The organism is Pseudomonas sp. B21-040 (assembly GCF_024748695.1).
GTDB lineage: Bacteria > Pseudomonadota > Gammaproteobacteria > Pseudomonadales > Pseudomonadaceae > Aquipseudomonas.
Genome location: NZ_CP087176.1, coordinates 5,634,536 through 5,660,289 on the forward strand (window position 1 = coordinate 5,634,536; position 25,754 = coordinate 5,660,289).

The 25,754-nt window shown below is 56.6% G+C and carries 19 protein-coding genes, 2 tRNA genes and 3 rRNA genes; 7 read left to right on the top strand and 17 right to left on the bottom strand.

The features are described from left to right. Positions 1-50 precede the first annotated feature (50 nt). Both LOY55_RS25765 and LOY55_RS25770 read left to right on the top strand, forming a co-directional pair. Positions 51-1,223 (top strand): hypothetical protein, encoded by a 1,173-nt coding sequence (locus LOY55_RS25765; protein ID WP_109787802.1) that lies wholly within the window; start codon positions 51-53, stop codon positions 1,221-1,223. A gap of 180 nt (positions 1,224-1,403) precedes the next feature. Continuing rightward, positions 1,404-1,925 carry an SET domain-containing protein-lysine N-methyltransferase gene (locus LOY55_RS25770; RefSeq protein WP_046030110.1) on the top strand — a complete coding sequence of 174 codons (522 nt, stop codon included), beginning with the start codon at positions 1,404-1,406 and terminating at the stop codon, positions 1,923-1,925. 18 nt (positions 1,926-1,943) lie between these two features. Here the strand turns inward: LOY55_RS25770 and can are convergent, their stop codons facing one another. Next, on the bottom strand, positions 1,944-2,588 hold the full coding sequence (gene can, locus LOY55_RS25775; RefSeq protein WP_046030109.1) for a carbonate dehydratase: 645 nt from the start codon (positions 2,586-2,588) through the stop codon (positions 1,944-1,946). A gap of 167 nt (positions 2,589-2,755) precedes the next feature. Here can and LOY55_RS25780 point away from each other — a divergent pair, with 167 nt between their 5' ends. After that, positions 2,756-3,160, top strand: a complete 405-nt coding sequence (locus tag LOY55_RS25780; protein WP_109787801.1) for a serine kinase/phosphatase — start codon at positions 2,756-2,758, stop codon at positions 3,158-3,160. 43 nt (positions 3,161-3,203) lie between these two features. Here LOY55_RS25780 and rimI read toward each other — a convergent pair whose 3' ends face one another. Continuing rightward, positions 3,204-3,656 carry a ribosomal protein S18-alanine N-acetyltransferase gene (rimI, locus tag LOY55_RS25785; protein ID WP_109787800.1) on the bottom strand — a complete coding sequence of 151 codons (453 nt, stop codon included), beginning with the start codon at positions 3,654-3,656 and terminating at the stop codon, positions 3,204-3,206. Further along, positions 3,649-4,389 carry an energy transducer TonB gene (locus LOY55_RS25790; protein WP_223523503.1) on the bottom strand — a complete coding sequence of 247 codons (741 nt, stop codon included), beginning with the start codon at positions 4,387-4,389 and terminating at the stop codon, positions 3,649-3,651. The genes rimI and LOY55_RS25790 overlap by 8 nt, the downstream gene beginning before the upstream one ends. Positions 4,390-4,596: 207 nt before the next feature. On the opposite strand from LOY55_RS25790, the gene mksB reads away from it, so the two are divergent. Genes mksB through mksF form a run of 3 tightly spaced genes read left to right on the top strand, consistent with a single transcriptional unit; the run spans position 4,597 to position 9,399 of the window. Then, positions 4,597-5,871: an Mks condensin complex protein MksB gene (gene mksB / locus LOY55_RS25795; protein WP_046030232.1), complete on the top strand. Its 1,275-nt coding sequence runs from the start codon at positions 4,597-4,599 to the stop codon at positions 5,869-5,871. Continuing rightward, entirely contained in the window at positions 5,861-6,562 is a 702-nt protein-coding gene (mksE, locus tag LOY55_RS25800; RefSeq protein WP_046030094.1) for an Mks condensin complex protein MksE, read from the top strand. The genes mksB and mksE overlap by 11 nt, the downstream gene beginning before the upstream one ends. After that, positions 6,559-9,399 carry an Mks condensin complex protein MksF gene (gene mksF, locus LOY55_RS25805; RefSeq protein ID WP_223523500.1) on the top strand — a complete coding sequence of 947 codons (2,841 nt, stop codon included), beginning with the start codon at positions 6,559-6,561 and terminating at the stop codon, positions 9,397-9,399. The genes mksE and mksF overlap by 4 nt, the downstream gene beginning before the upstream one ends. Positions 9,400-9,470: 71 nt before the next feature. On the opposite strand, the gene LOY55_RS25810 is transcribed toward mksF, so the two are convergent. From LOY55_RS25810 to LOY55_RS25875, 14 genes are all read right to left on the bottom strand, one after another. Continuing rightward, the gene (locus tag LOY55_RS25810; RefSeq protein ID WP_046030091.1) at positions 9,471-11,774 is read right to left on the bottom strand and encodes an intermembrane transport protein PqiB; all 2,304 of its coding nucleotides are present in this window, start codon (positions 11,772-11,774) and stop codon (positions 9,471-9,473) included. Next, positions 11,767-12,390 carry a paraquat-inducible protein A gene (locus LOY55_RS25815; RefSeq protein ID WP_046030089.1) on the bottom strand — a complete coding sequence of 208 codons (624 nt, stop codon included), beginning with the start codon at positions 12,388-12,390 and terminating at the stop codon, positions 11,767-11,769. The genes LOY55_RS25810 and LOY55_RS25815 overlap by 8 nt, the downstream gene beginning before the upstream one ends. Beyond that, entirely contained in the window at positions 12,377-13,036 is a 660-nt protein-coding gene (locus tag LOY55_RS25820; protein WP_046030087.1) for a paraquat-inducible protein A, read from the bottom strand. The genes LOY55_RS25815 and LOY55_RS25820 overlap by 14 nt, the downstream gene beginning before the upstream one ends. Positions 13,037-13,183: 147 nt before the next feature. Next, a 5S ribosomal RNA gene (gene rrf / locus LOY55_RS25825) occupies positions 13,184-13,299 on the bottom strand. Positions 13,300-13,451: 152 nt separating this feature from the next. Next, positions 13,452-16,343: ribosomal RNA gene (locus LOY55_RS25830) — 23S ribosomal RNA — on the bottom strand. 248 nt (positions 16,344-16,591) lie between these two features. Next, positions 16,592-16,667, bottom strand: a tRNA-Ala gene (locus tag LOY55_RS25835). A gap of 30 nt (positions 16,668-16,697) precedes the next feature. Further along, positions 16,698-16,774: transfer RNA gene (locus tag LOY55_RS25840), tRNA-Ile, on the bottom strand. Positions 16,775-16,855: 81 nt separating this feature from the next. Further along, positions 16,856-18,392, bottom strand: a 16S ribosomal RNA gene (locus LOY55_RS25845). Together the 16S, 23S and 5S rRNA genes with 2 tRNA genes alongside form the textbook arrangement of a ribosomal RNA operon. Before the next feature lie 498 nt (positions 18,393-18,890). Then, the gene (gene msrQ / locus LOY55_RS25850; RefSeq protein WP_046028455.1) at positions 18,891-19,511 is read right to left on the bottom strand and encodes a protein-methionine-sulfoxide reductase heme-binding subunit MsrQ; all 621 of its coding nucleotides are present in this window, start codon (positions 19,509-19,511) and stop codon (positions 18,891-18,893) included. Then, positions 19,511-20,524, bottom strand: a complete 1,014-nt coding sequence (gene msrP, locus LOY55_RS25855) for a protein-methionine-sulfoxide reductase catalytic subunit MsrP (protein WP_109786263.1) — start codon at positions 20,522-20,524, stop codon at positions 19,511-19,513. The genes msrQ and msrP overlap by 1 nt, the downstream gene beginning before the upstream one ends. Before the next feature lie 63 nt (positions 20,525-20,587). Next, positions 20,588-21,445, bottom strand: coding sequence for a CDP-diacylglycerol--serine O-phosphatidyltransferase (pssA, locus tag LOY55_RS25860; RefSeq protein ID WP_007948646.1), 858 nt, complete (start codon positions 21,443-21,445; stop codon positions 20,588-20,590). Between the two features lie 146 nt (positions 21,446-21,591). Continuing rightward, entirely contained in the window at positions 21,592-22,608 is a 1,017-nt protein-coding gene (gene ilvC / locus LOY55_RS25865) for a ketol-acid reductoisomerase (RefSeq protein WP_007948647.1), read from the bottom strand. A gap of 48 nt (positions 22,609-22,656) precedes the next feature. Beyond that, the gene (gene ilvN, locus LOY55_RS25870; protein WP_003176102.1) at positions 22,657-23,148 is read right to left on the bottom strand and encodes an acetolactate synthase small subunit; all 492 of its coding nucleotides are present in this window, start codon (positions 23,146-23,148) and stop codon (positions 22,657-22,659) included. A gap of 2 nt (positions 23,149-23,150) precedes the next feature. Then, complete coding sequence (locus LOY55_RS25875) at positions 23,151-24,875, bottom strand: acetolactate synthase 3 large subunit (RefSeq protein WP_258667089.1); 1,725 nt, start codon at positions 24,873-24,875, stop codon at positions 23,151-23,153. A 400-nt stretch (positions 24,876-25,275) separates the two neighbouring features. Between LOY55_RS25875 and LOY55_RS25880 the strand changes: the two genes are divergently transcribed. Then, a complete protein-coding gene (locus LOY55_RS25880) occupies positions 25,276-25,692 on the top strand; it encodes a DUF4124 domain-containing protein (protein WP_223522745.1) in 417 nt (138 codons plus the stop codon). Positions 25,693-25,754: the final 62 nt, after the last annotated feature.

The following is a 25,754-nucleotide window of genomic DNA, read 5'->3' on the forward strand; positions in this document are numbered from 1 at the left end:
AGTACGGTGACCCGCGACTCACGCGGGTCCACGCTGAAAAGGATCTGAGCATGTTAAAACTCACAGGACTCACCCTGGCGGCCCTCACCCTGAGTGCCGCCGTCCATGCCGATGTCGATCTGAAGCTGGGCAGCACCGAACGCGTCACCCGGCTGTTCGCCTACCCCAACAACTGCAATGTGATCTGCTTTCGCAACTGGACGCTCGAGCAGACCGTCGAGCATTACCTGACCCAAAGCGTGCAACGCGATGGTTATGGCGCGGCCAAAGTACGGGTCAAAACCGATAACCATCAGCTCTACGCCGACATCAGCGGCGTCCCAAAAGGCTACGAAAAACCACTGGCCGCGCTGCTCGATGCAGGCGATCTGGCGTACACCGGCGCCAGCAAGCTCAATGCGGATGGCAAATGGGCCTACAACTGGTACTTGTTCCTGCCGCTGGGCATGGCCCTGGAAAACCGTAAAAGTGTCGAACTGCTGCACTTCCCACCGGATTACTCCCTGACACAAGCCCAGGATTACCTGCGTTCGGCGACCACTGATCGCTGGGCCACGCTGCTGACCGCCAACGGCATCCCCGCCGACCAGACGCCGGGCTATCAGACCATCATCGACATCGCGCCAATCGCCGCACCGGCCAGTGCCGGCAAGGACCTGGAGGGTGTTTACGATTACTTCAAGAACTACCAGACCACCATGGTCAATGAAGTCAGCCTGAACGCCAAAGGCGCGGCGCTGCCAATGGTCGCCTTTGGCGCGCCGGTGCGTAACTGGCTCAAGCAGCAATATGGTCCGACCGTCAACGTGCTGGGGCTGGCCACGATCAGCCCGAAAGCCGGCGTGAAGGTGCCGGTGCTGGGGTCCAACCACCCGAGCTACATCTGGTACGCCGCCAACCCGGACAGCTATACCGGCGACGATGCCCAGGCCAAGGCCGATGCTGCGGGCCTGAAGGTCATGGGCCAGGACTTGAGTGCTGCGTGCTGGCAGGCCGGCATGGGCAGCAAACCGGGCAGCGACCCTGATGTTCAACTGAAAAGCTGCACACAAACCTGGCAAGTGACCGAGACGGAAAAAACCTGCGAGTTGTTCTACACCTCGATTCGCAATCTGACACCCGAACAAGCCGTGGCCCAGTGCGCGACAACACCGATCAAGTCCCAGCTCAAACTACTGCAAGCCCCGGCGCCCGCAATGGCGATCCCGGCACCCCACCTTTAAAGCAAAAACGCTTTCCCGCGTACGTCATGGCTGACGCGGGAAAGCGCACTTTTCCCCTGTCAGTTCTGACAGTAGACCGAACGTTTCAATTGCGAGAGTCTTGAGACACACCCAAGTGTTGCAGGGGCCAGCAGGATCGTTGGCGTTGGACGTCGCAACACCCAACCGACAAGGATCGTTATGAAACCTCATTCCCTGAACGGAACGCGTGCACAACCACCGGACGGGATTTATCCCTTTGAAGAGTTACCCGTTCGTTTCGGGTTTCCCTCCTTCAAAGACTTCAGGATTATCCACGTCAATGAGTCAGCGACGGCCGTTGCGGCCTTGCGCGCATTCCCGCGAATCAGCCGGGTTTGCCGTGTCTCCGGGCATCTGCTGCCTTATCGCCAGCGCCATACCCGACAGCTGTCGTCCGGCATTCACCTCTACGACCCACGCTTCTGCGGGCTCTTGCGCCACTCGTGCGAGCCGAACATCTTTCTCGACATGAGTGAACTGTGGATCTGGGCGCTGAAGGACATCGCCCCCGGCGATATCCTGACGATGGATTACGCCAGCACCGAAGACAAACTGTTGCGACAGTTTGCCTGCCGCTGCGGGTCGGCCGAGTGCCGCGAATGGATCACCGGCTACGACGAGCCACCGAATGCCGACGGTGAGTTGTTCTATCAGCATTTGCACCGACGGAGCCTCAGTTGACCCGAGGCTCGATCAGTCTTACAACGTTTCGACCGGGCGCAGGCGGTATTGCGGCGGCAATTGTTCAAACCCGCTGATGGTCGCGTTCAGGCTTTTCCAGCGACCGTCCTTGATGCCGTAGATGCAACCGTGGATCGACAGACTCTGCCCGCGATGCCAGGCGTTCTGCACAATGCTGGTATGCCCGACGTTGGCCACTTGCTGAATCACGTTGAGTTCGCAGAGACGGTCGACCCGCTCCTCCTCAGTCGCCAACTTGGCGAGCTCTTCGCGCTTTTCATAGTAAAGATCGCGAATCGAGCGCAGCCAGCCATCGATCAGGCCCAGCTGACGATCCTGCATCGAGGCGCGCACGCCACCGCAGCCGTAGTGACCGGTGACCAGGATGTGTTTGACCTTGAGGACGTCGACCGCGTACTGAATCACTGACAGGCAGTTGAGGTCGGTGTGCAGTACCACGTTGGCCACATTGCGGTGGACGAACAGATCACCCGGCAACATGCCGACGATCTCGTTGGCCGGCACCCGTGCATCGGAACAGCCGATCCAGAGGAACTCCGGTGTCTGTTGGCGGGCCAGCTTGGCGAAGAAGTCAGGATCTTCTTTTTTGATCGCGTCAGCCCAACGCTCGTTGTTATCAATCAGATCTTGTAAGTCGTTCATACAAAGAAGCCTCGAGAATGGTGCGCAGCTTTGACAGACAACCGCCCGTCGGGGTCACGCGCGCAATGCGGATAGCCGCTGACATTTAAAACTGGCGTTCCATGCCGACGGAATTCTCGGCAGCCCGGTGGGTCCACCCTAGTAAGCCCACAGTATGAGCAATTGCCATGAATGATTCACGACGTCCGTTCGATGCGGTGCAGCCCGAGCCGATCGACGACAACGAAGACCGCATGGGTTCGATGCACGAACTGGATTTTGACGACGAAGAGCCCAGCGCCAAAATCGGTGACGAACTGCCCCAAACCGAACGCGAACGGCTGATGTCCGCCGAGCGTGTGCGTACAGTCGGCATAACCGGTGCCTCGATCGATGACCACGAGCCTACCGATGACGACATGAGTCCCGAAACACTGATCCATGAGGATGGTGCGCGGGACGCGCATGAGGCGGGCGACGGTGATCAGGCGGATTGGGATTTGAGTATTGTCGATGAAGATGACATCGGCGGTGGGAACGGGTTGGACGAGGAGCAGATGGCGCAGCGCGATCCGATGGACGGTAAACGCTGATCTGCGGTGAGGGGGCTTGCTCCCTCGCCGCAATAGCTGTGACTCAGTCGACCAGCGTACAGGCCATGACCACCGCATCTTCGCGCCCACCCACCGCCGGGTAGTAATCCCGGCGCCGGCCAATCTCGTTGAACCCGTACCGTTCATACAGGCGAAACGCCGACCGATTGCTGTCGCGAACTTCCAGGAAGCACTCCCGCGCCTCGGCCTTGTAGGCAATCGACATCAGGTGTTCAAGCAGCGTCAAACCCAGGCCGCGGCCTTGGTTTTCCGGCTTGACGGTGATGTTGAGCAGGTGCGCCTCATCAAGAATGATCTGCACCACGCCATGACCCACCTGCTGCTGCCCTTCGAACATCAGCCAGATCTGGTACTTGCCCAGGCCATCGAGGAATATCCCGCGTGTCCAGGGATGGCTATACGCCGCGTATTCGACTTTCAGTACAGCGTCCAGGTCCGCCTCGGTCATCGGGCGGAACGATACAGCGTCACTCATTTGATTCTTTCCAGCGCGCCATCAGCCGACGCATGGCTTGCCAGACATCAGCCTTACGCTGTGGCTCTTCCATTAATAATTCCAGACCCGGCAGGGCCCAGACCGAGCCCAGGCCTTCGACCTGGATTTCACGGTTGAACGATTCGGCGTTCGCCTCACCGGCAAAACGCACCGCCGGCAGGCCGATCAGCCATACGCAGACACACGGCGCGTCTTCGATGCGCGCCGAAAGAAAGCCTTGCACGAAGTCGCGAGCCGCTTCCGGGCCCTGATCCATGGTGCCGCGAGCCAGCAGCGGCCAGCGTACCGGCTCGCCGACGATCTGCGGGCTGTCCGGCAAACCGGCAGCGCGCAGCATGTCCTTGAGTAGCAGATAAGCGGGATCGCGGGTCTGGAACGTTTCGCCTGTGGGTAACTCCACCAGCAGCAGGCAACGACCGGCGCGCAGCAATTGCAGGGCGAAGCGCGGTGGCGGCACTTGCACCGCCTTGGCGACGACCGGAGCAGCCTCTTCTTCGACCTTGGCGTTGGTGCGCGTACTGGCCAACGATGGACGCGGCACCTCGATTTTCACCCGTTCGGCCGGTTTGACCAGCGGCTCCACAGGCGTTTCAGGCACTGGAGCCAGCACTACCGGGGCGACGACCAACGGCTCAGGCATCTCGAGCAGTTCGGGGCGCGAGGGCGCGGCAAAGGGCAATTCGGTGCGCGGTAGCCAGTTGACCACCTGCATGGCGGTCAAATAAGCGCGACGACGAGACTCGATAAGCAAAGGTCGGCCACTTGTGGATAACTAAAAGTGCGCTGATTCTACCGCCGTTCGCTCAAGATCGCCCGCGCTTGATCGATAGAAACCCGACAGTCTGTCCCGAGAGTGAATCGACACGCCCGCGATGCAGTACAATCGCGGCTTTTAATCGCCAACCAGCCGGCCATTCCGATGATCGAACCCAAGCGCGTCTTGCGCGCCCTCGCTGAACACTGGGCACTTCTGGAGCCACTGTGCGAGCACTTCGACCAAGGCACTCTGAGCCTCAACGAATTGCGTTCACAGTTGGCCGCCCAGCAACTCGACAGTACGCCACAGGACATCACCAGCCTGCTGGACGTGTGGATCCGCCTCGATATTCTGGTTCCGGTGGCGAAAAGCCCGAACCGCTTCGAGCTCAATGCGCAGATCCACGACTTCCTCGCTTACCTGCGCCGTGAGCACCGTCTGGGCCTGTGCCTGGAAATCGAAGCCTACTTGCGTCACCTCGAACGCCTGGCCGGTTACATTCAGGACGCTTTCGACATTCGTGACGGCAACGATCTGGCGCGCCAGTTGCGCTTGCTCGATATGCGCGTACGCGACGTATTGAAGAAGCTCGACAACGACGAACAGGCGCTGGTGGCCGTGGCCGAAAGGGCCAAGACCAGCGACCGGCAGATTCCGTTGCGTCAGCGCTACGCCGAAGTCCTGGCGACCTGGGACGAATACGTCGAGCCGATGATCGACCTGGTGAACGCCGACGGCGCCTTCGAACAAGGTGTGCGCAAGGTCGAAACCGTCCTGCTCAAGATGCTCAGCGAGCAGCAGCGCCTTGGCCACCTGGTCGATGACGACATGCTGCTGCGTACCCACGCACGCATCCTCGAAATGCAGACCAGCGCCCAATTGACCCTGCGCCATGCCCGCGAGTTGCTGCTGCCGCTGCGTGAAGAAGCCCGCCGCCACAACGCCGTGACCCGTGGCGCCGCGCTGGCGCTGTCGATGATCCGTCGCAAGGGCATCGACGCCGTACCGCAAGCGGCGATGCCGATGTTCACCCGTCCGCAAAGCACCTTCCTTGGCAGCGCCAGTCAGGTTGAAGCCTACGTGTATGCGCTGGCCCGGTTCGAACCAAAACCGGCGCGTTTCCCCAAGGCCCACAAGACCCAGAAAGGCGAAGCCCCGCGCGCGCCACGTACCGTTCGCGAAATGCTCGAACGCTGCGAAGACGCCCTGCCGATGCCCGACTTGATGACTTGGCTGCTGGAGCAGGAACCGGACGGCGCGACCGACGAATTGCTTTATTGGTTCTCGCGCCTGTCGCGGGAAAAACGCTTCAAACGCGAGCGTCTGGAACGCCGCGAATACCACACTCATGAGCACCAGGTCAGCCTGCGCTCCTTCGCCCTGCTCTCGGCCAGCGACACCGCCGAGGATTCTGCGAGCACTCCCTATGCATCTTGATCTATCCGAACTGTCTCAGCTGGCGCCGATCTTTCGCGAGCTGTTCAAGGGCTACCACGTCAGCCGCCGCGACCCGGAGCTGTACGCGCAACTGTCGAATTTCCAGGACCAGTACCGCACGCTGTTCAAGGCATTGGGCTTTGAACTGGTATGCGACACGCGTGGTTTCTACTACTTCGTGCCGGACCTGGCCGCCGCGGCGGTGAACAAGACCGCGCAACGTCTGGCGCTGTTCACCTTCATCCTCGTCGAGCATCTGGCCGATCAGGGCCGTGACCCGGTCGCCGTGCTCGACGGCGGTAGCCTCGGTCGCGATGAACTGCCGTCGCTGCTGGAGAAGTACCGCGACCTGTTCATCCAGGCCGAGGTGCAGACTCAGGAAGAACTCGAAGAAAAAATCATGCGCCGCATGACTCAACTCGGTTTCGCCAGTGAAGAAAACGGCATCTACCGTTTCCTGCCGCCGATGCACCGCTTCCTTGATGTCTGCCTGTCGGTGCAGCAGGACCGTGACCTGGCGGCCAGCCTGCACAGCGTGTTGCCACTGCCGGTGCCGGTGCTGATCGATGACGACAGTGACGAAAAACTGTTGGAAACCGATGACCCGTTGGACCTCAGCGAATTCGAGGGTGAAAGCGAAGAAGACGCCATGGCCCGCGCCATTGCCGAAGAACAGGAGCTCGACGCATGAGCAAGGAACGCTACGGCATTCGCCGCTTTGCCCTTTTGAACACCGCCGGTTACAGCCTCGGCCTGTTTCCGCTGGAGGAGCCGCTGTCGGTCTACGGCGCGAACAACCTCGGTAAATCCGCCTCGATCAACGCCTTGCAGTTCCCGATTCTGGCGCGCATGTCGGACATGAGTTTCGGCAAGTACAGCCTGGAGCAATCCCGGCGTTTCTACTTCGCCTCGGACACCAGTTACATTCTCGTTGAAGTCTCCCTGCCCCACGGCCCGCACGTGATCGGCGTGGTCGGCCGCGGCCCGGGCGGTGGTTTCGGTCACCAATTCTTTGCCTACGCTGGCAAACTCGATCTGGCCCATTACCAGAAGAACGACACCTGCCTGCGCCAGAAAGAATTGTTCACCAACCTTGAACGCGAAGGCCTCAAAGCCTACGAGTTGAAGCCGGATGAGCTGCGTCGTTTGCTGGTCGGCGGTCACACGTCGATTCCACTCGACCTGACCTTGATCCCGCTGCGCTCCACCAGTGAACAGAGCCTGAAAACCTTCCGTGCGCTGTTCATCAACTTGCTGCACATGCGCGAAATTACGGCGGCGAAACTCAAGCAGCTGTTCCTCGATGCGTTCGAGCACAGCCTGCGTTCCGGCAGCGTCGATTACATCGCCGCGTGTGAAGAGGCGTTCCGCGATGTACGGCGCATGGAGCAGGATTACAACTCGCTGGTCACCGCCGGCCCGCTGGTTGAAGCCCTGGCCGCGGGCGTTGCCCAGCGCAATATTCTGCGTGGCAAGCTGCACCGTATCTCACCGCTGCTCGATTCCCTGCTCGGCACTTGGTCGGACTACGCCAGTGCACGCAAGGAAGAGCTGACGATTCAGGCCGAGCATTACCGCAATGAACAAGACGCGCTGCAAAACGATCAGCGTGGCGGCACGCAAGAGCTGATGCGTCTGGAGCGGGAAATCACCGGGATCCAGCGCTGGCTCGGCGAGTTGTCGGTGCTCAAGCATCGCTTCGCCCTGGTCGATGACGTCAAGGTGCTGGAACAGCAACTGCTGGCGGCCAAGGACGCTCACGATGAACTGGCCGGTGCGCTGGCGCAGTCCCGTCAGTTCAGCGCCGAAGACCTCGAAGAGCGTCTGCGCGATCTGGAAAAACGCCTGAAGTCGGTCAAGCAGCAACTCGATCACGCCGACAACAACAGCTACGCCCGACTGCGCGAAGAGTTCTCGCAACAGGATGTCGAGCGCCTGATGCGCCTGTTCAACAGCGCGCTGTTCAGCCTGCCGCTGGGCGAGCATGGGATTACGCTGGACGAGGACGGTCAGTGGGTCAAATCCATGGAGCTGATCCTCGACGGCTTCAAAGGCGAGCGCTTCGAAGTGCCGGGCCTGTCCATCGACATCTCGAACATCGAGCCGCCGGCGCTGCAAGCCCTGGCTGACCGTGCAGCGTTGCGCGATCAGAAAGAGCGTCTGGACAAAGAACTCAAGCAACTCAAGACCCAACAAGCCGTCGCCGCCGACCGCGCCGCGAGCAAGACCCAGACGGAAGCGCTGTACCAGCAAGTGCTGGATGCGCAGAAAGCCCTGGAAGACTTCCGTCGCGCGCAAACCTTGAGCGCCGAAGAAGGCGACAAGCTTGAGCAATTGGCGCAGATGGAAGCCGCGCAGGATGAATTGAAACGCTCCAGCGACGCCTTCACCGAGCGTGTCCAGCAACTGTCGGCCAAGCTGCAACTGGTCGGTCGTCAGATCGGCGACATGGAAGCCAAGCAACGCACCCTCGACGACGCCCTGCGTCGCCGTCAGTTGCTGCCGGCAGACTTGCCGTTCGGCACCCCGTTCATGGACCCGATCGACGACTCCATGGACAACCTGCTGCCGCTGCTCAATGACTATCAGGACAGCTGGCAGGGTTTGCTGCGCAGCGACGGTCAGATCGAAGCGTTGTACGCACAAGTCCGCCTCAAGGGCGTGGCCAAGTTCGACAGCGAAGACGACATGGAGCGTCGTCTGCAATTGCTGATCAACGCCTACGCGCATCGCACCGACGAAGCCCTGACGCTGGGCAAGGCGCGCCGTGCGGCGGTCACCGACATCGCCCGGACCCTGCGCAACATCCGTAGCGACTACGACAGCCTCGAGCACCAACTGGCGTTGTTCAACCGCGAGATCAACAAGCGTCAGGTGTCCAACCTGCAGAGCTTCCGCATCGTGCTCGCGCCGAACAAGGAAGCGCTCAAGCACATCGACCAGATTATCCACAGCGCCGGCCAGTACGAAGAAGGCGAAACCCTCTCCGTCTTCGACCTGAGCCAAAGCGCCGAACAGGACAACAAGAACGAAGAGGCCAAGGAATACCTGGCACGGCTGGTGGCGGCCAACCACAACCAGCTCGGTCTCAAGGACTTGTTCGAACTCGCGTTCGAGATCACCAAGGTCAACGGCCAGCCGGTAATTCACACCGACATCGACGGCGCCGCCTCCAATGGCACCACGATGACCATCAAGGCGCTGACCAACATGTATTTGTTGCTGCACTTGATGGACCGCGACCAGGCCGGTCGCGTGCGTCTGCCGTACTACCTCGACGAGGCGGCGGACATCGACGAGAAGAACCAGGCAGCCTTGCTGGAAACCAGCCTGCAATTGGGCTTCGTGCCAATCCTGGCAAGCGTGAAGCCACAAGTGTGCGCCAGTGTCGCGATTGACCTGGAAGGTGGCAGCGGGCCGAGCGGGATCTACATCGACGAGGCGGACTGGAAGTACATCCGTCGTCATGATGAAGTGAAGGCCAGCGTCGTTGTGCAAGCGGATGAGCCGGAGCTGGATGCGGTCTGAGTTAATCCGTTAGATACGGAAAAGGCCGCGATCCAATGGATCGCGGCCTTTTTTATGCCTGTTGCCTGAGCTTATTTGCCGAGGGAGATTTTCGGTGCCCAGGTCAGCCATTCGTCTTCGAACTTGTCGAACAGCGGGAACGTCTGACCAGGCCGCACCGCGCTGCCCATCCGGTCGCCGTCTGGCGTGGCAAAGGCGATGCCGCCCTGGATCATCGTTTCCAGGGATTCAGTACGCACCGTCGCGCCTTTGAACAAACCGAAGTCGAAACCAAATCCGCTGCTGTTCCAGAATCGCGTACCACTGCGCACCAGCGGCGCGTATTTCGGCTCAATCTGGATGTGCACCAACACGCGGTCTGCGGTCTGCCCAAGTTCGTAGCCCGTCACTTTGCCCACGGTGATTTCGCGGTACGTTACCGGCACGCCGGTTTTCAGCGAACCACGCCGAGCGGCGCTCAAGACCAGACTCAAGCCAGTCTCTGACTTGGCGGCTTCCGGCGGGTTGGCCAATGCGACGAAATTCTTCTGCGGGCCGAGGTTCTTCGGTGCGGGCTGTACTTCGATGTATTGACCAGTCACCAGGGTTTCGAGATTGGAGGTCTTGATCAGCCCTAACTCAGGTTTAACCACCCAGAACTGGGTGCCTACCCGAGCGATGCGTTCCGGCACTTCGGTGATCCGCGCGGTGAGCAACACCGATTGCAGGTCATCGCTGAGGTCAACGTCTTCAATCTTGCCGACATCCAGCCCTTTGAATCGCACAGGCGTACCGTCACGCAAACCGTCGGCGCGCTCGACCTTGATGGTGACCAGGGTGCCTTTCTGATTGGCTTCTTCATGGTTGGCGAACAAACGAAAACGCGGAATTTTCTTTTGCAGCGGCGCCTTGGCTTGCGGGGTTTCGAAGGCAATGCCGCCGGCCATCAGGCTTTGCAGCGACTCACTTTTAACCTGGATTCCGCCCGTCAATCCGCCCGAGAGTGTGATGCCGCTGGCATTCCAGAATCGCGTCGAGGCGTTGACCAGCCCTTCGTATTCCTTCTCGATGTGAACGCCAATCACCAATTGCTTCTTGGTTTTGGAGAATTGATAACTCTGAACGGAACCGACCTTGACCTGCTTGTAGAGAATCGGACTGCCGACCTCCAGTGAGCCCAGGCTCTCGGTAAACAACACCAGGTGCAGGCCCGGCGAACGCAAATCCAGCGGCGGCGCCTTGGGCCGCGCCACGTATTCACGTTGCGGCGCAGAGCCTTTGTCGCCAGGGCGCACGGCAATGTAGTTACCTTTGACCAGCGCTTCCAGACCGGTGATACCCGCCAGGGAAATCGATGGCTTGACCACCCAGAACTGAGTGCCGGTCACCAGATAATCTTCAGCCAACGGATCAAGGGTCAATTCGGCGGTGGCGCCGGACAGGTCCGGATCGATCTTCAGCGCTTTCAGGTTGCCGACCTGGATGCCTTTGTACATCACCGGCGTACGGCCAGCCTGCAATCCTTCGAAGTCGGTGAGTTTGACCTTGACCCGAATACCGGCGGCAGCGGCGTCAAAGTCTTCATAAAGACGGAACGGCAGGCTCGGATCGGTGGGCGGGCTGTCCTTACGGTTCTCCGGCGTGGCGAACGCGATACCACCGGCGACAATGCTGGCAAGCGACTCACTGCGAATCTTCACACCGGACAGGTTCGCGTCGATGCTAACGCCACTGGCGTTCCAGAAACGCGTGTGTTTGCGCACCAGATTGGCGTAGGTGGGTTCGATGAAAACTTTGAGCTCGACCGTGCTCTGATCCTGCGAGAGCACGTAGCTTTTGATCTGGCCGACCTTGATCTGCTTGTAGAACACCGGGCTGCCACGGTTGAGCGAACCAAGTCGATCAGCCTTGATGGTCAGGTGCAAACCCGGCTTCGCGTCTGACAAGGGAGGTTCTTCAGCCAGCGCCTTGAATTTGCGAACAGGCTCGCCTTCTCCCGGGCTGATCGCTACATAGTTACCAGAGACCAGCGTTTCCAGACCGGTGATCCCGGCCAGGGTCACGCTCGGTTTGACCAGCCAGAAGCGCGTGCTGGTCCTGAGGTATTGCTCGACATCCTTATTCATCTCGACGGTTGCGATCACCCCCTTGGAAGCGCCTTCGTCATCGAGCTTGAGGGCTTTGACCTTGCCGACCGACATCCCTTTGTAGACCACTTCAGTCTTGTTGGCCTGGATGCCTTCACCGCTTTCGAACCGCACCTGAATTTCGATTCCGGTCTCGTTGTAGGCACGCCACCCGAGCCAGCCACCGATGATCAACGCAATGAGGGGCAGAATCCAGATAGCCGACCAGTTCGAGGCCGGTCGGGTTTTTGCTGTAGGCAAATCAGTCATGGTCGTCGTCCGACTCCGTGTTATCCCAAATCAGTCGGGGATCGAAAGATACTGCGGCAAGCATCGTCAAAATCACCACGCTGGCGAAGGCGATGGCGCCAAGATTGGCTTCGATACTGGCAAGCCGTCCGAAATTAACGACCGCCACCAGGATGGCGATCACAAAGATATCCAGCATCGACCAGCGGCCGATGAACTCGATAAAGCGGTACATCCAGATTCGTTGGCGAGCCGAGAGTGGCTGGCGGCGCTGTATCGAAAACAGCAGCAAGCCGATGCCCACCAATTTGAACGTCGGCACTAGAATACTGGCAATGAACACCACTGCCGCGATGGGAAACATGCCGTAATGAACCAGATCAATCACGCCGGACATGATGGTGCTCGGGGCGCCCTTACCGAGTGAATTGATGGTCATGATCGGCAGCAGGTTGGCCGGAATGTAAAGAATCGCCGCGGTAATCAGCAGCGCCCAGGTGCGCACCAGGCTGTTCGGGCGACGGGCATGAACCAGCGCACCACAACGGGTGCAAACTTGCTCGTCGGTGTCAGCTTCCTGCTTGTTCAACTCATGGCATTCCGCACAAATCAGAATGCCTGCATCAATCGCCCGCATGGGCATCCTCTCCTGATAACGCCTGCCAGACCTGATGAGGCGACATCACCACCTCCAACCAGACCTGAATCAACAACAAACTGATAAAGCACACCAGGCCAAGACCTACGGTAATGGCCGCCATATCTGCCAGCTTTACGATCGCGACCAGTACGCCCATGAGGTAAACCTCGAGCATTCCCCAGTCCCGTAAATGGTGATAAATGCGATAGAGCAGCAAGCCGTAGCTGCGTCCGATATCAAAGCGAATGCTCAACAGCACGATTAATTGACAGAGCAGTTTGAGCAACGGAATGCCCATGCTGCACAGGAACACAATCACAGAAACGCTTTGCATACCCGTATCAAACAAGCCGACAACGCCGCTCCAGACAGTGTCCTGCGTCGATTGCCCGAGTAGATTGAGCTCCATGATGGGTAAAAAGTTCGCCGGCACATACAACAATAAAGCGGCGATGACCAAGGCGAGGCTGCGCTGCACGACGTTATGCCTATGTGCGTAGAGTTCATAACCACAACGCGGGCACAGCGCTTTCTCATCGTGGGCGAGTTCAGGTTTGCGCATCAGCAAATCGCACTCATGACACGCGACCAAATCGTTCAGCGGTAATTCTGACAGCCTGGTGGCGTCAACCGGATCTGACATAAAGACTCTGATTCCGAAAAAGTTGGTCCTATTCTAGAGGCATGAGTCGAAAATAACTGCGCCATTTTGTGCGTTAAGCAGGTGAGTACTTTTTCGCAGGCAAAACAAAACCCCAACTGCTTTCGCAATTGGGGTTTCGGAATTTAATCTTGACGATGACCTACTCTCACATGGGGAAACCCCACACTACCATCGGCGATGCATCGTTTCACTGCTGAGTTCGGGATGGGATCAGGTGGTTCCAATGCTCTATGGTCGTCAAGAAATTCGGTAGCCAGGTCGTGCTCTCTTGCAAGATCACGCTCCAGCGAATGGGTATGTAATAGATTTGTGTGTTTCGAATTTTCGACAATGTATCGTCTTCACACACCGCAATCTGATGCTCTCTCGAGTAGTCAAATTGCTTGGGTGTTATATGGTCAAGCCTCACGGGCAATTAGTATTGGTTAGCTCAACGCCTCACAGCGCTTACACACCCAACCTATCAACGTCGTAGTCTTCGACGGCCCTTCAGGGGACTCAAGGTCCCAGTGAGATCTCATCTTGAGGCTAGTTTCCCGCTTAGATGCTTTCAGCGGTTATCTATTCCGAACATAGCTACCCGGCAATGCCACTGGCGTGACAACCGGAACACCAGAGGTTCGTCCACTCCGGTCCTCTCGTACTAGGAGCAGCCCCTCTCAAATCTCAAACGTCCACGGCAGATAGGGACCGAACTGTCTCACGACGTTCTAAACCCAGCTCGCGTACCACTTTAAATGGCGAACAGCCATACCCTTGGGACCGGCTTCAGCCCCAGGATGTGATGAGCCGACATCGAGGTGCCAAACACCGCCGTCGATATGAACTCTTGGGCGGTATCAGCCTGTTATCCCCGGAGTACCTTTTATCCGTTGAGCGATGGCCCTTCCATACAGAACCACCGGATCACTAAGACCTACTTTCGTACCTGCTCGACGTGTCTGTCTCGCAGTCAAGCGCGCTTTTGCCTTTATACTCTACGACCGATTTCCGACCGGTCTGAGCGCACCTTCGTACTCCTCCGTTACTCTTTAGGAGGAGACCGCCCCAGTCAAACTACCCACCATACACTGTCCTCGATCCGGATAACGGACCTGAGTTAGAACCTCAAAGTTGCCAGGGTGGTATTTCAAGGTTGGCTCCACGCGAACTGGCGTCCACGCTTCAAAGCCTCCCACCTATCCTACACAAGCAAATTCAAAGTCCAGTGCAAAGCTATAGTAAAGGTTCACGGGGTCTTTCCGTCTAGCCGCGGATACACTGCATCTTCACAGCGATTTCAATTTCACTGAGTCTCGGGTGGAGACAGCGCCGCCATCGTTACGCCATTCGTGCAGGTCGGAACTTACCCGACAAGGAATTTCGCTACCTTAGGACCGTTATAGTTACGGCCGCCGTTTACCGGGGCTTCGATCAAGAGCTTCGCGTTAGCTAACCCCATCAATTAACCTTCCGGCACCGGGCAGGCGTCACACCCTATACGTCCACTTTCGTGTTTGCAGAGTGCTGTGTTTTTAATAAACAGTCGCAGCGGCCTGGTATCTTCGACCGGCATGGGCTTACGCAGTAAATGCTTCACCCTCACCGGCGCACCTTCTCCCGAAGTTACGGTGCCATTTTGCCTAGTTCCTTCACCCGAGTTCTCTCAAGCGCCTTGGTATTCTCTACCCAACCACCTGTGTCGGTTTGGGGTACGGTTCCTGGTTACCTGAAGCTTAGAAGCTTTTCTTGGAAGCATGGCATCAACCACTTCGTGTACTAAAAGTACACTCGTCATCAGCTCTCGGCCTTAGAATCCCGGATTTACCTAAGATTCCAGCCTACCACCTTAAACTTGGACAACCAACGCCAAGCTGGCCTAGCCTTCTCCGTCCCTCCATCGCAATAACCAGAAGTACAGGAATATTAACCTGTTTTCCATCGACTACGCTTTTCAGCCTCGCCTTAGGGACCGACTAACCCTGCGTCGATTAACGTTGCGCAGGAAACCTTGGTCTTTCGGCGTGGGTGTTTTTCACACCCATTGTCGTTACTCATGTCAGCATTCGCACTTCTGATACCTCCAGCAAGCTTCTCAACTCACCTTCACAGGCTTACAGAACGCTCCTCTACCGCATCACCTAAGTGATACCCGTAGCTTCGGTGTATGGTTTGAGCCCCGTTACATCTTCCGCGCAGGCCGACTCGACTAGTGAGCTATTACGCTTTCTTTAAAGGGTGGCTGCTTCTAAGCCAACCTCCTAGCTGTCTAAGCCTTCCCACATCGTTTCCCACTTAACCATAACTTTGGGACCTTAGCTGACGGTCTGGGTTGTTTCCCTTTTCACGACGGACGTTAGCACCCGCCGTGTGTCTCCCATGCTCGGCACTTGTAGGTATTCGGAGTTTGCATCGGTTTGGTAAGTCGGGATGACCCCCTAGCCGAAACAGTGCTCTACCCCCTACAGTGATACATGAGGCGCTACCTAAATAGCTTTCGAGGAGAACCAGCTATCTCCGAGCTTGATTAGCCTTTCACTCCGATCCACAGGTCATCCGCTAACTTTTCAACGGTAGTCGGTTCGGTCCTCCAGTTAGTGTTACCCAACCTTCAACCTGCCCATGGATAGATCGCCCGGTTTCGGGTCTATTCCCAGCGACTAGACGCCCTATTAAGACTCGCTTTCGCTACGCCTCCCCTATTCGGTTAAGCTCGCCACTGAAAATAAGTCGCTGACCCATTATACAAAAGGTACGCAGTCACCCAACAAAGTGGGCTCCCACTGCTTGTACGCATACGGTTTCAGGATCTATTTCACTCCCCTCTCCGGGGTTCTTTTCGCCTTTCCCTCACGGTACTAGTTCACTATCGGTCAGTCAGTAGTATTTAGCCTTGGAGGATGGTCCCCCCATATTCAGACAAAGTTTCTCGTGCTCCGTCCTACTCGATTTCATGACCAAGAGATTTTCGCGTACAGGGCTATCACCCACTATGGCCGCACTTTCCAGAGCGTTCCGCTAATCTCAAAGCCACTTAAGGGCTAGTCCCCGTTCGCTCGCCACTACTAAGGGAATCTCGGTTGATTTCTTTTCCTCAGGGTACTTAGATGTTTCAGTTCCCCTGGTTCGCCTCTTGCACCTATGTATTCAGTACAAGATAACCATCTTATGATGGCTGGGTTCCCCCATTCAGACATCTCCGGATCAAAGTCTGTTTGCCGACTCCCCGAAGCTTTTCGCAGGCTACCACGTCTTTCATCGCCTCTGACTGCCAAGGCATCCACCGTATGCGCTTCTTCACTTGACCATATAACCCCAAGCAATCTGGTTATACTGTGAAGACGACATTCGCCGAAAATTCGATAATACTCAATTAAGAGCAACTCACAAATTTTACCTTAGCCTGATCCGTTACCAGTGAAAGTAACGTTCAGTCTATCTTTCTATCACATACCCAAATTTTTAAAGAACGAACTAGTCAAAGACTAGAAATCAACATTCACCATCTCTCGATGGAATGCTCATTTCTAAGCTTTCAAACTTCAGAAGCAGTAGTGGTGGAGCCAAACGGGATCGAACCGTTGACCTCCTGCGTGCAAGGCAGGCGCTCTCCCAGCTGAGCTATGGCCCCGTATTTCTACAGGCGTTTCCCACACAAAATTGGTGGGTCTGGGCAGATTCGAACTGCCGACCTCACCCTTATCAGGGGTGCGCTCTAACCAACTGAGCTACAGACCCAATTTCGGGCTGCTTCTTTCGTCTTCTTCAATGAATCAAGCAATTCGTGTGGGAACTTATGGAGCAGCTGATGTCGTCGATTAAGGAGGTGATCCAGCCGCAGGTTCCCCTACGGCTACCTTGTTACGACTTCACCCCAGTCATGAATCACACCGTGGTAACCGTCCTCCCGAAGGTTAGACTAGCTACTTCTGGTGCAACCCACTCCCATGGTGTGACGGGCGGTGTGTACAAGGCCCGGGAACGTATTCACCGCGACATTCTGATTCGCGATTACTAGCGATTCCGACTTCACGCAGTCGAGTTGCAGACTGCGATCCGGACTACGATCGGTTTTCTGGGATTAGCTCCACCTCGCGGCTTGGCAACCCTCTGTACCGACCATTGTAGCACGTGTGTAGCCCAGGCCGTAAGGGCCATGATGACTTGACGTCATCCCCACCTTCCTCCGGTTTGTCACCGGCAGTCTCCTTAGAGTGCCCACCATTACGTGCTGGTAACTAAGGACAAGGGTTGCGCTCGTTACGGGACTTAACCCAACATCTCACGACACGAGCTGACGACAGCCATGCAGCACCTGTCTCAATGTTCCCGAAGGCACCGATCCATCTCTGGAAAGTTCATTGGATGTCAAGGCCTGGTAAGGTTCTTCGCGTTGCTTCGAATTAAACCACATGCTCCACCGCTTGTGCGGGCCCCCGTCAATTCATTTGAGTTTTAACCTTGCGGCCGTACTCCCCAGGCGGTCAACTTAATGCGTTAGCTGCGCCACTAAGAGCTCAAGGCTCCCAACGGCTAGTTGACATCGTTTACGGCGTGGACTACCAGGGTATCTAATCCTGTTTGCTCCCCACGCTTTCGCACCTCAGTGTCAGTATCAGTCCAGGTGGTCGCCTTCGCCACTGGTGTTCCTTCCTATATCTACGCATTTCACCGCTACACAGGAAATTCCACCACCCTCTACCATACTCTAGCTCGACAGTTTTGAATGCAGTTCCCAGGTTGAGCCCGGGGATTTCACATCCAACTTAACGAACCACCTACGCGCGCTTTACGCCCAGTAATTCCGATTAACGCTTGCACCCTCTGTATTACCGCGGCTGCTGGCACAGAGTTAGCCGGTGCTTATTCTGTCGGTAACGTCAAAATTGCAACGTATTAGGTTACAACCCTTCCTCCCAACTTAAAGTGCTTTACAATCCGAAGACCTTCTTCACACACGCGGCATGGCTGGATCAGGCTTTCGCCCATTGTCCAATATTCCCCACTGCTGCCTCCCGTAGGAGTCTGGACCGTGTCTCAGTTCCAGTGTGACTGATCATCCTCTCAGACCAGTTACGGATCGTCGCCTTGGTGAGCCATTACCTCACCAACTAGCTAATCCGACCTAGGCTCATCTGATAGCGCAAGGCCCGAAGGTCCCCTGCTTTCTCCCGTAGGACGTATGCGGTATTAGCGTCCGTTTCCGAACGTTATCCCCCACTACCAGGCAGATTCCTAGGCATTACTCACCCGTCCGCCGCTCTCAAGAGAAGCAAGCTTCTCTCTACCGCTCGACTTGCATGTGTTAGGCCTGCCGCCAGCGTTCAATCTGAGCCATGATCAAACTCTTCAGTTCAAACATCTTTGGGTTTTTAAGAAACCCTAAACTTGGCTCAGCAATCGTTGGTTACATCTTTGATTTCTCGCGGAGTAACTTGTGATGCTGATAATCTTGTTGACTATCAGCCTGACTCCACAAGCACCCACACGAATTGCTTGATTCAGTTGTTAAAGAGCGGTTGGTTAAGATCTTTCGTCTCAACCGAGGCGCGCATTCTACAGCAGCCTCTGTTGCTGTCAAGTGGTTATTTTCAGAAGTTTTCAAAGTTTCGCTTGGAAATCTTTAACAACTTCAACCACTTGCGCTTCCGATCACTCGGTAGCGGGAGGCGAATTCTACAGCGTTACACGCTGCTGTCAACACCTCTTTTTCAACTCCTTTCGGACTTCGATGAACTGAAGCCACTCACTGCCGAAAACTGCGTAACTCTTTGTTTACCAAGGAGTTTTCCGTTTCGACTGCGCCGGAAGTGGGGCGAATTATAGACATCCTGAATCTGCCGTCAACACTTAATTACACCTTTCGTGCAGACGGTACCTTTTTAGCCACAAACCGCGGGATTCGCCGGGCAACTGCTGGCACACGCAGCACTAACAGCAACGCCCCTATCGAGGCGTATACCGTCCACTCCTTCAGATCAGCACGCACGATCCACAACATATGCAGCAACCCAAGCCCGAGAATCACATAGACGAGCCGATGCAGCTTCTTCCAGCGTGCGCCCAAACGCCGCTGACTGTAACGATTAGATGTCACCGCCAACGCCAGCAAACACAGAAACGCCAGCGTACCGACGATAATGTATGGCCGTTTGCGCAACTCAACACCCAGCTGCGACCAGTCAAATCCTAGAATGAACGCCGTATAGCCACTCAAATGCAGAACCACATAAGCAAAGCACCACAACCCCAACTGCCTTCGCACAGCCACCCACCCTGCCCACCCGGTGAGTTTTTGCAGGGGCGTCATACTGAGCGTAATGAGTAGCAAAACAAGCGTGCCCAACCCAAGCCGATCAACCAGAATTTTGCCTGGGTCCGGGCCCAACACATCCGTCCAGGCCTGATACAGCCAAAGCAGCGGCCACACCGCTGCCACTATAAAAACGCCAAGACGCCAAACCGGAAAACGCATCAGTAGTTCTTCCGCAAATCGAGCCCTGTATAAAGAGAGGCGACTTCATCCGCGTAGCCGTTGAACATCTGTGTGTCGCGCACATTGGGCTTGAACAAACCACTGGGCAAACGGCGCTCCCGCGCCTGAGTCCAACGCGGATGATCAACCGCAGGATTCACATTCGCGTAGAAACCATACTCATCCGCTGCAATGCTCTGCCATGTTGTTTTCGGCTGCTCGCTGACCAGACTGATACGCACAATGGATTTGATGCTTTTGAATCCATACTTCCAGGGCACCACCAAACGCAACGGCGCTCCATTCTGATTGGGCAACTCACGCCCATACATGCCGATCGCAAGAATCGCCAACGGGTTCATCGCCTCATCCAGACGCAACCCTTCTACATAGGGCCAGTCGATCAAGGCAAAGCCGGAACGCTGCCCCGGCATACTCTTGGGATCCTCGAGGGTTTCGAAGCGAATGTACTTCGCCTTGGAGGTTGGCTCCACTTGCTTGAGTAATGCCGAAATGGGAAAACCAATCCACGGAATGACCATCGACCAAGCCTCTACGCAGCGAAGACGGTAGATGCGCTCTTCCAACTGATAAGGCTTCATGAAGTCTTCAAGCGCATAGCGTCCAGGCTTGCCCACTTCGCCATCCACTACAACGCTCCACGGCTCGGTCTTCAGTGCGCCGGCATTGGCAGCCGGGTCACCTTTATCAGTGCCGAACTCGTAGAAGTTGTTGTAATGGGTCGCGTCCTTGAATGGCGTAATCGACTCATCCTTGACGTTGACCGCCCCCCATTTGGTAGAGGGAAGCTTTTCAGTAAACCAGGTAGGTGCCTTGCCAGGCTCGACGTCTGCATAACGAGCAACATCTTCGGCCGACGCCCAACGAGGCAGGCTGCTTATCGCCAAGCCCGCAACGGCAGCACCAAGAACTTTTCGACGGGATAGATAGAAGGCTTCAGATGTGACGTCCGACTCATGGCAGTCAGACGCTTTGGGGACTTTGATCAGCATGACAACTCCGCAGCTTTGGAGGACAGATGCACCCATAGACTGCGGAGTATGAGGGAAATTACATCACTCGGCGTTTTTGTGCCGACGAAGACGCAACAAGTACTGCACCGGACCGGAGGCCGCGTAAGCAAGGAAAACCAGCAGCAGGATGCGTGGTGGATCGCTGAATACCACAGCAAACACCAACACCACCGCCAGGATCGCCACAAAAGGCACGCGCCCTTTCAAGTCGAGCTCCTTGAAGCTGTTGTACTTGATATTGCTGACCATCAGCATACCGGCAGCAGCCACCATCAGCGCAACCAGGAAGGACATCTTGGAACCCTGGATGCCGTAGTCGCTGAACGCCCAGACAATCCCGGCAACCACACCCGCCGCCGCCGGACTGGCCAGACCGATGAAGTAGCGTTTATCCGCAGTGCCGACCTGGGTGTTGAAGCGCGCCAAACGCAAAGCCGCACCCGCCACATAGATGAAGGCAACCATCCAGCCGACCTTGCCCATATCACCCAAGGCCCAGCCAAACGCCAATAATGCCGGCGCGACGCCAAAGGCGACCATATCTGACAGCGAGTCGTACTCGGCACCAAATGCGCTCTGGGTATTGGTCATCCGGGCCACACGACCATCGAGACCATCAAGCACCATCGCGACAAAAATCGCGATCGCCGCAAAAGCAAAGTACTTGCTCGCATTGACCGAATCACCGGCGCTCAACGCGGCCTGGGCACTCATCGAGTTGATGATGGAATAAAACCCTGCGAACAGGTTCGCAGTGGTGAACAGGTTCGGCAGAAGATAGATACCACGATGCCGGACTTTACGGCCTTCAGCGTCATGCCCTTCTTCGATGTGCTCATCGATGGGCAGCAGGCTTTCGGCGTCAGAAGCCTGGTTTGGCTCTTCGGGGCGTTCGCTCATGGACATTACCTTGCAACAGGGTGGAAAGTTTTCGACAGGTGTCTGGGGCGACGGTTCGGCCACAAACGATGCAGCTTTATACCAGAACCGGCGAACTCAAACGAAAAAACGCGGCCTAGGCCGCGTTTTCCGTACAAGCGCGTGACTTAGTTTTTAGCTTTGTCGACGATCTTGTTGGCACCGATCCACGGCATCATGGAGCGCAGTTGCTCGCCGATGATCTCGATACCGTGAGCGGCGTTGTTACGACGCTTGGCGGTCATCGAAGGGTAGCCGGTTGCGCCTTCGCTGATGAACATTTTGGCGTATTCGCCATCCTGAATACGTTTCAGGGCGTTGCGCATGGCCTGACGGGATTCGGCGTTGATTACTTCCGGGCCGGTCACGTACTCGCCGTATTCGGCGTTGTTGGAGATCGAGTAGTTCATGTTGGCGATACCGCCTTCGTACATGAGGTCAACGATCAGCTTCAGTTCGTGCAGGCATTCGAAGTAGGCCATTTCCGGCGCATAGCCAGCTTCAACCAGGGTTTCGAAACCGGCTTTGACCAGTTCAACGGTACCGCCGCACAGAACGGCTTGTTCGCCGAACAGGTCGGTTTCAGTCTCGTCCTTGAAGGTGGTTTCGATGATGCCGGTACGACCACCACCAACGCCAGCAGCGTAGGACAGTGCAACGTTTTTGGCGTTGCCCGAGGCGTCCTGGTAGATAGCGATCAGGTCAGGGATACCGCCGCCCTTCACGAACTCGGAACGTACGGTGTGGCCCGGAGCCTTCGGCGCGATCATGATCACGTCGAGGTCAGCGCGCGGAACAACCTGGTTGTAGTGAATCGCGAAGCCGTGGGAGAAGGCCAGGGTGGCGCCCTTCTTGATGTTCGGCTCGATTTCGTTCTTGTACAGGGCAGACTGGAACTCGTCCGGGGTCAGGATCATGACCAGGTCGGCGGCAGCAACAGCGGAAGCAACGTCAGTCACTTTCAGGCCGTGAGCTTCAGCTTTGGCAACGGTGGCCGAGCCTTTACGCAGACCAACAGTCACGTCAACGCCGGAATCTTTCAGGTTGCACGCTTGAGCGTGGCCCTGGGAGCCGTAACCGATGATGGCAACTTTCTTGCCCTGGATGATGGACAGGTCGCAGTCTTTTTCGTAATAAACTTTCATGAAATTCCCCTATATATCCAGGCCGTTCAGGCCATTCGCTAATTTGGTTTAGATGCTGAGTACTTTGTCGCCGCGAGCAATACCGGTCACGCCGCTACGGACGGTCTCCAGAATCGACGCAGTGCCGATGGACTGAATGAAGCTGTCGAGCTTGTCGCTGGTACCGGTCAATTGAACGGTATACACGCTGGCGCTGACATCGACGATCTGCCCACGGTAAATATCGGTAGTGCGCTTGATCTCGGCGCGCTGGGCGCCGGTGGCCTTGACCTTGACCAGCATCAGTTCGCGCTCGATGTGAGCACTTTCCGACAGGTCGACCAGTTTTACCACTTCGATCAGCTTGTTCAGGTTCTTGGTGATCTGCTCGATGACCTCATCGTGACCGACAGTGGTCAGCGTCAGACGCGACAGGGTCGGGTCTTCGGTTGGCGCCACGGTCAGACTTTCGATGTTGTAGTTGCGCTGCGAGAACAGGCCGACTACGCGAGACAAAGCGCCGGGTTCGTTTTCCAGAAGCAAGGAAATAATGTGCCGCATGATTAAGTACGCTCCGTCTTGCTCAACCACATATCGCGCATGGAGCCGTCTTTGATCTGCATCGGGTAGACGTGCTCGCTGGTGTCGACCGAAACATCGATCACCACCAGGCGATCTTTCATGGCAAACGCCTCTTCCATCTTCGACTTCAAATCTTTCGAATCGGTGATGCGCACGCCAATGTGGCCGTAAGCTTCTGCCAGTTTGACGAAGTCAGGCAACGATTCCATGTAGGAATGAGAATGACGGCTGCCATAGCTCATGTCCTGCCACTGGCGAACCATACCCAGCACACCGTTATTCAGGATCAGGATTTTTACCGGCAAACCATATTGCAGACAGGTCGACAGTTCCTGAATGTTCATCTGGATGCTGCCTTCGCCGGTGACACAGACGACATCGTCTTCCGGGAAGCTCAACTTGATGCCCATGGCTGCCGGAAAACCGAAGCCCATGGTGCCCAGGCCACCGGAGTTGATCCAGCGGTTCGGCTTGTTGAACTTGTAGTACTGCGCAGCAAACATCTGGTGCTGCCCTACATCCGAAGCGACATAGGCATCGCCATTGGTCACTTCGCACAGGGTTTCGATCACGGTCTGCGGCTTGATCACGCTGCCGTCGCCCTTGTCGTAAGGGAACAGGCCGCGATCACCACGCCACTCGTCAACTTGCTTCCACCAGCTGGCAACGGACTCCTTGTTCGGGGTCTCGCCGATTTCCTTGAGGATCGCGACCATTTCGGTCAGGACGCTCTCGACCGGACCAACGATAGGCACGTCAGCCTTGATGGTCTTGGAAATAGAAGCCGGGTCGATGTCGATGTGAATGATCTTGGCATTCGGGCAGAACTTGGCCGGGCCATTGATCACGCGGTCATCGAAACGAGCGCCGACCGCAAGGATCACGTCGGCATGGTGCATCGCCAGGTTGGCGGTGTAGCTGCCGTGCATACCGAGCATGCCGATGAACTGACGGTCGGTGCCAGGGTAGGCACCCAGACCCATCAGGGTATTGGTCACTGGCAGGTTGAGCATCTGCGCCAATTCGGTCAGCGGCGCGGAGCCACCACCGAGAATCACGCCGCCGCCTGCGTACATCACAGGACGCTTGGCCGCCAGGAGCATTTCTGCCGCCTTGCGGATTTGCCCAGAGTGACCACGAACGGCCGGGCTGTAGGAACGCAGCTTGGCTTTTTTCGGGAATACGTATTCGTACTTCTCGGCCGGGTTGGTCATGTCTTTCGGGATATCGACAACGACCGGACCAGGACGACCGGATTGCGCCAGGTAGAAGGCCTTCTTCATGACTTCCGGAATTTCCGACGCGTGCTTGATCATGAAGCTGTGCTTCACGATCGGCCGGGAGATACCGATCATGTCGGTTTCCTGGAACGCATCGGTACCCACCATGGTGCTAGGCACCTGGCCGGAAATAACCACCATCGGAATGGAGTCCATATAAGCCGTGGCGATACCGGTGATGGCATTGGTTGCGCCAGGACCGGAAGTCACCAGTACCACGCCGGCTTTACCGGTGGCACGGGCATAGCCGTCAGCCATATGGGTAGCCGCTTGTTCGTGACGAACCAGGATGTGGGTCACTTCCGGTTCTTTGAACAGGGCATCGTAGACATGAAGAAGAGCACCACCCGGGTACCCGTAGATATATTTGACGCCTTCGTCACGCAAGAAGCGGACGAGCATCTCACCGCCAGATAAAAGCTCCACGTTGTTCACCTCTAAAACGCCAGAATACCGCCCACATAAACAGGGACGGGTCTTAATAGGTTTACTTCTCAGCAGAGCATGAGCGACGGTGGTCGCCGACTACGTCAGCACTGACTGAGCAAGTATTGGGATCGTCCCAAGTGTTGCGGGCTTTTCCCACCCAGCGCGAGGTAACGCGTTGCGGGTGTAACAGGTCGGCGCGGATGTGCGCCTCATGATCTGCCGAGTGGGTCTGCTTCTGGCAGTCCCTCTACAGCGGACTTTGGATTCTTCTGTTTCGTCCCCTGCAAGTCAAGTCGTGTATGTGCTTTATTGAAGTAAGCACATGAGAAAGCAAGAAAAAATCGCTAAACAGCCACTGTGTTAGCTTGGATTGCGCAACTAATGACAAGGAAATGGCATGCGAACGACATTCTTCATGGTCTGCCTGCTGATCAGCCCTTTATGCATGGCGGGTCAGATCTACAAATGGGTCGATGCCCAAGGCGTAACGCACTTTGATTCACAACCGCCCCAAGGACAGGAGGCCACCACCGTGCTGCCGCCCTCCTCTTCTGTCAGCAATCCGCAGACGCTGCCACGCAGCAACGCCATAGGCGATCAACAGGTCATCGACAACAACGTAAAAAAGCAGGTCGCCGAGCAGCAAGCTCAGTTGAAGACATTTTGCATGCAGGCGCGAACGAATCTGGCGCAACTGCAGAACAATCCGCGACTTCGGGAAGATGTGGACGGCGAGATTCGCCGCCTGACCGATCAACAACGTCAGGAGCGCATCAGCGAAACACAGAAACAGATTACGGATAACTGCCAGTAAGTACCTGTAGGAGCAGAGCTTGCTCGCGATGAGGGCGAAACACCCAACCGGCCTGTTGAATG

Coding starts and splice junctions, on each gene's coding strand:
- pssA (WP_007948646.1), bottom strand. CDS start 21,445: ATGAGCGAACGCCCCGAAGAGCCAAACCAGGCTTCTGACGCCGAAAGC.
- LOY55_RS25770 (WP_046030110.1), top strand. CDS start 1,404: ATGAAACCTCATTCCCTGAACGGAACGCGTGCACAACCACCGGACGGG.
- msrP (WP_109786263.1), bottom strand. CDS start 20,524: ATGCTGATCAAAGTCCCCAAAGCGTCTGACTGCCATGAGTCGGACGTC.
- mksB (WP_046030232.1), top strand. CDS start 4,597: ATGATCGAACCCAAGCGCGTCTTGCGCGCCCTCGCTGAACACTGGGCA.
- LOY55_RS25880 (WP_223522745.1), top strand. CDS start 25,276: ATGCGAACGACATTCTTCATGGTCTGCCTGCTGATCAGCCCTTTATGC.
- ilvN (WP_003176102.1), bottom strand. CDS start 23,148: ATGCGGCACATTATTTCCTTGCTTCTGGAAAACGAACCCGGCGCTTTG.
- msrQ (WP_046028455.1), bottom strand. CDS start 19,511: ATGCGTTTTCCGGTTTGGCGTCTTGGCGTTTTTATAGTGGCAGCGGTG.
- LOY55_RS25815 (WP_046030089.1), bottom strand. CDS start 12,390: ATGCGGGCGATTGATGCAGGCATTCTGATTTGTGCGGAATGCCATGAG.
- LOY55_RS25780 (WP_109787801.1), top strand. CDS start 2,756: ATGAATGATTCACGACGTCCGTTCGATGCGGTGCAGCCCGAGCCGATC.
- rimI (WP_109787800.1), bottom strand. CDS start 3,656: ATGAGTGACGCTGTATCGTTCCGCCCGATGACCGAGGCGGACCTGGAC.
- LOY55_RS25810 (WP_046030091.1), bottom strand. CDS start 11,774: ATGACTGATTTGCCTACAGCAAAAACCCGACCGGCCTCGAACTGGTCG.
- LOY55_RS25790 (WP_223523503.1), bottom strand. CDS start 4,389: ATGCAGGTGGTCAACTGGCTACCGCGCACCGAATTGCCCTTTGCCGCG.
- LOY55_RS25765 (WP_109787802.1), top strand. CDS start 51: ATGTTAAAACTCACAGGACTCACCCTGGCGGCCCTCACCCTGAGTGCC.
- mksF (WP_223523500.1), top strand. CDS start 6,559: ATGAGCAAGGAACGCTACGGCATTCGCCGCTTTGCCCTTTTGAACACC.
- LOY55_RS25820 (WP_046030087.1), bottom strand. CDS start 13,036: ATGTCAGATCCGGTTGACGCCACCAGGCTGTCAGAATTACCGCTGAAC.
- mksE (WP_046030094.1), top strand. CDS start 5,861: ATGCATCTTGATCTATCCGAACTGTCTCAGCTGGCGCCGATCTTTCGC.
- ilvC (WP_007948647.1), bottom strand. CDS start 22,608: ATGAAAGTTTATTACGAAAAAGACTGCGACCTGTCCATCATCCAGGGC.
- can (WP_046030109.1), bottom strand. CDS start 2,588: ATGAACGACTTACAAGATCTGATTGATAACAACGAGCGTTGGGCTGAC.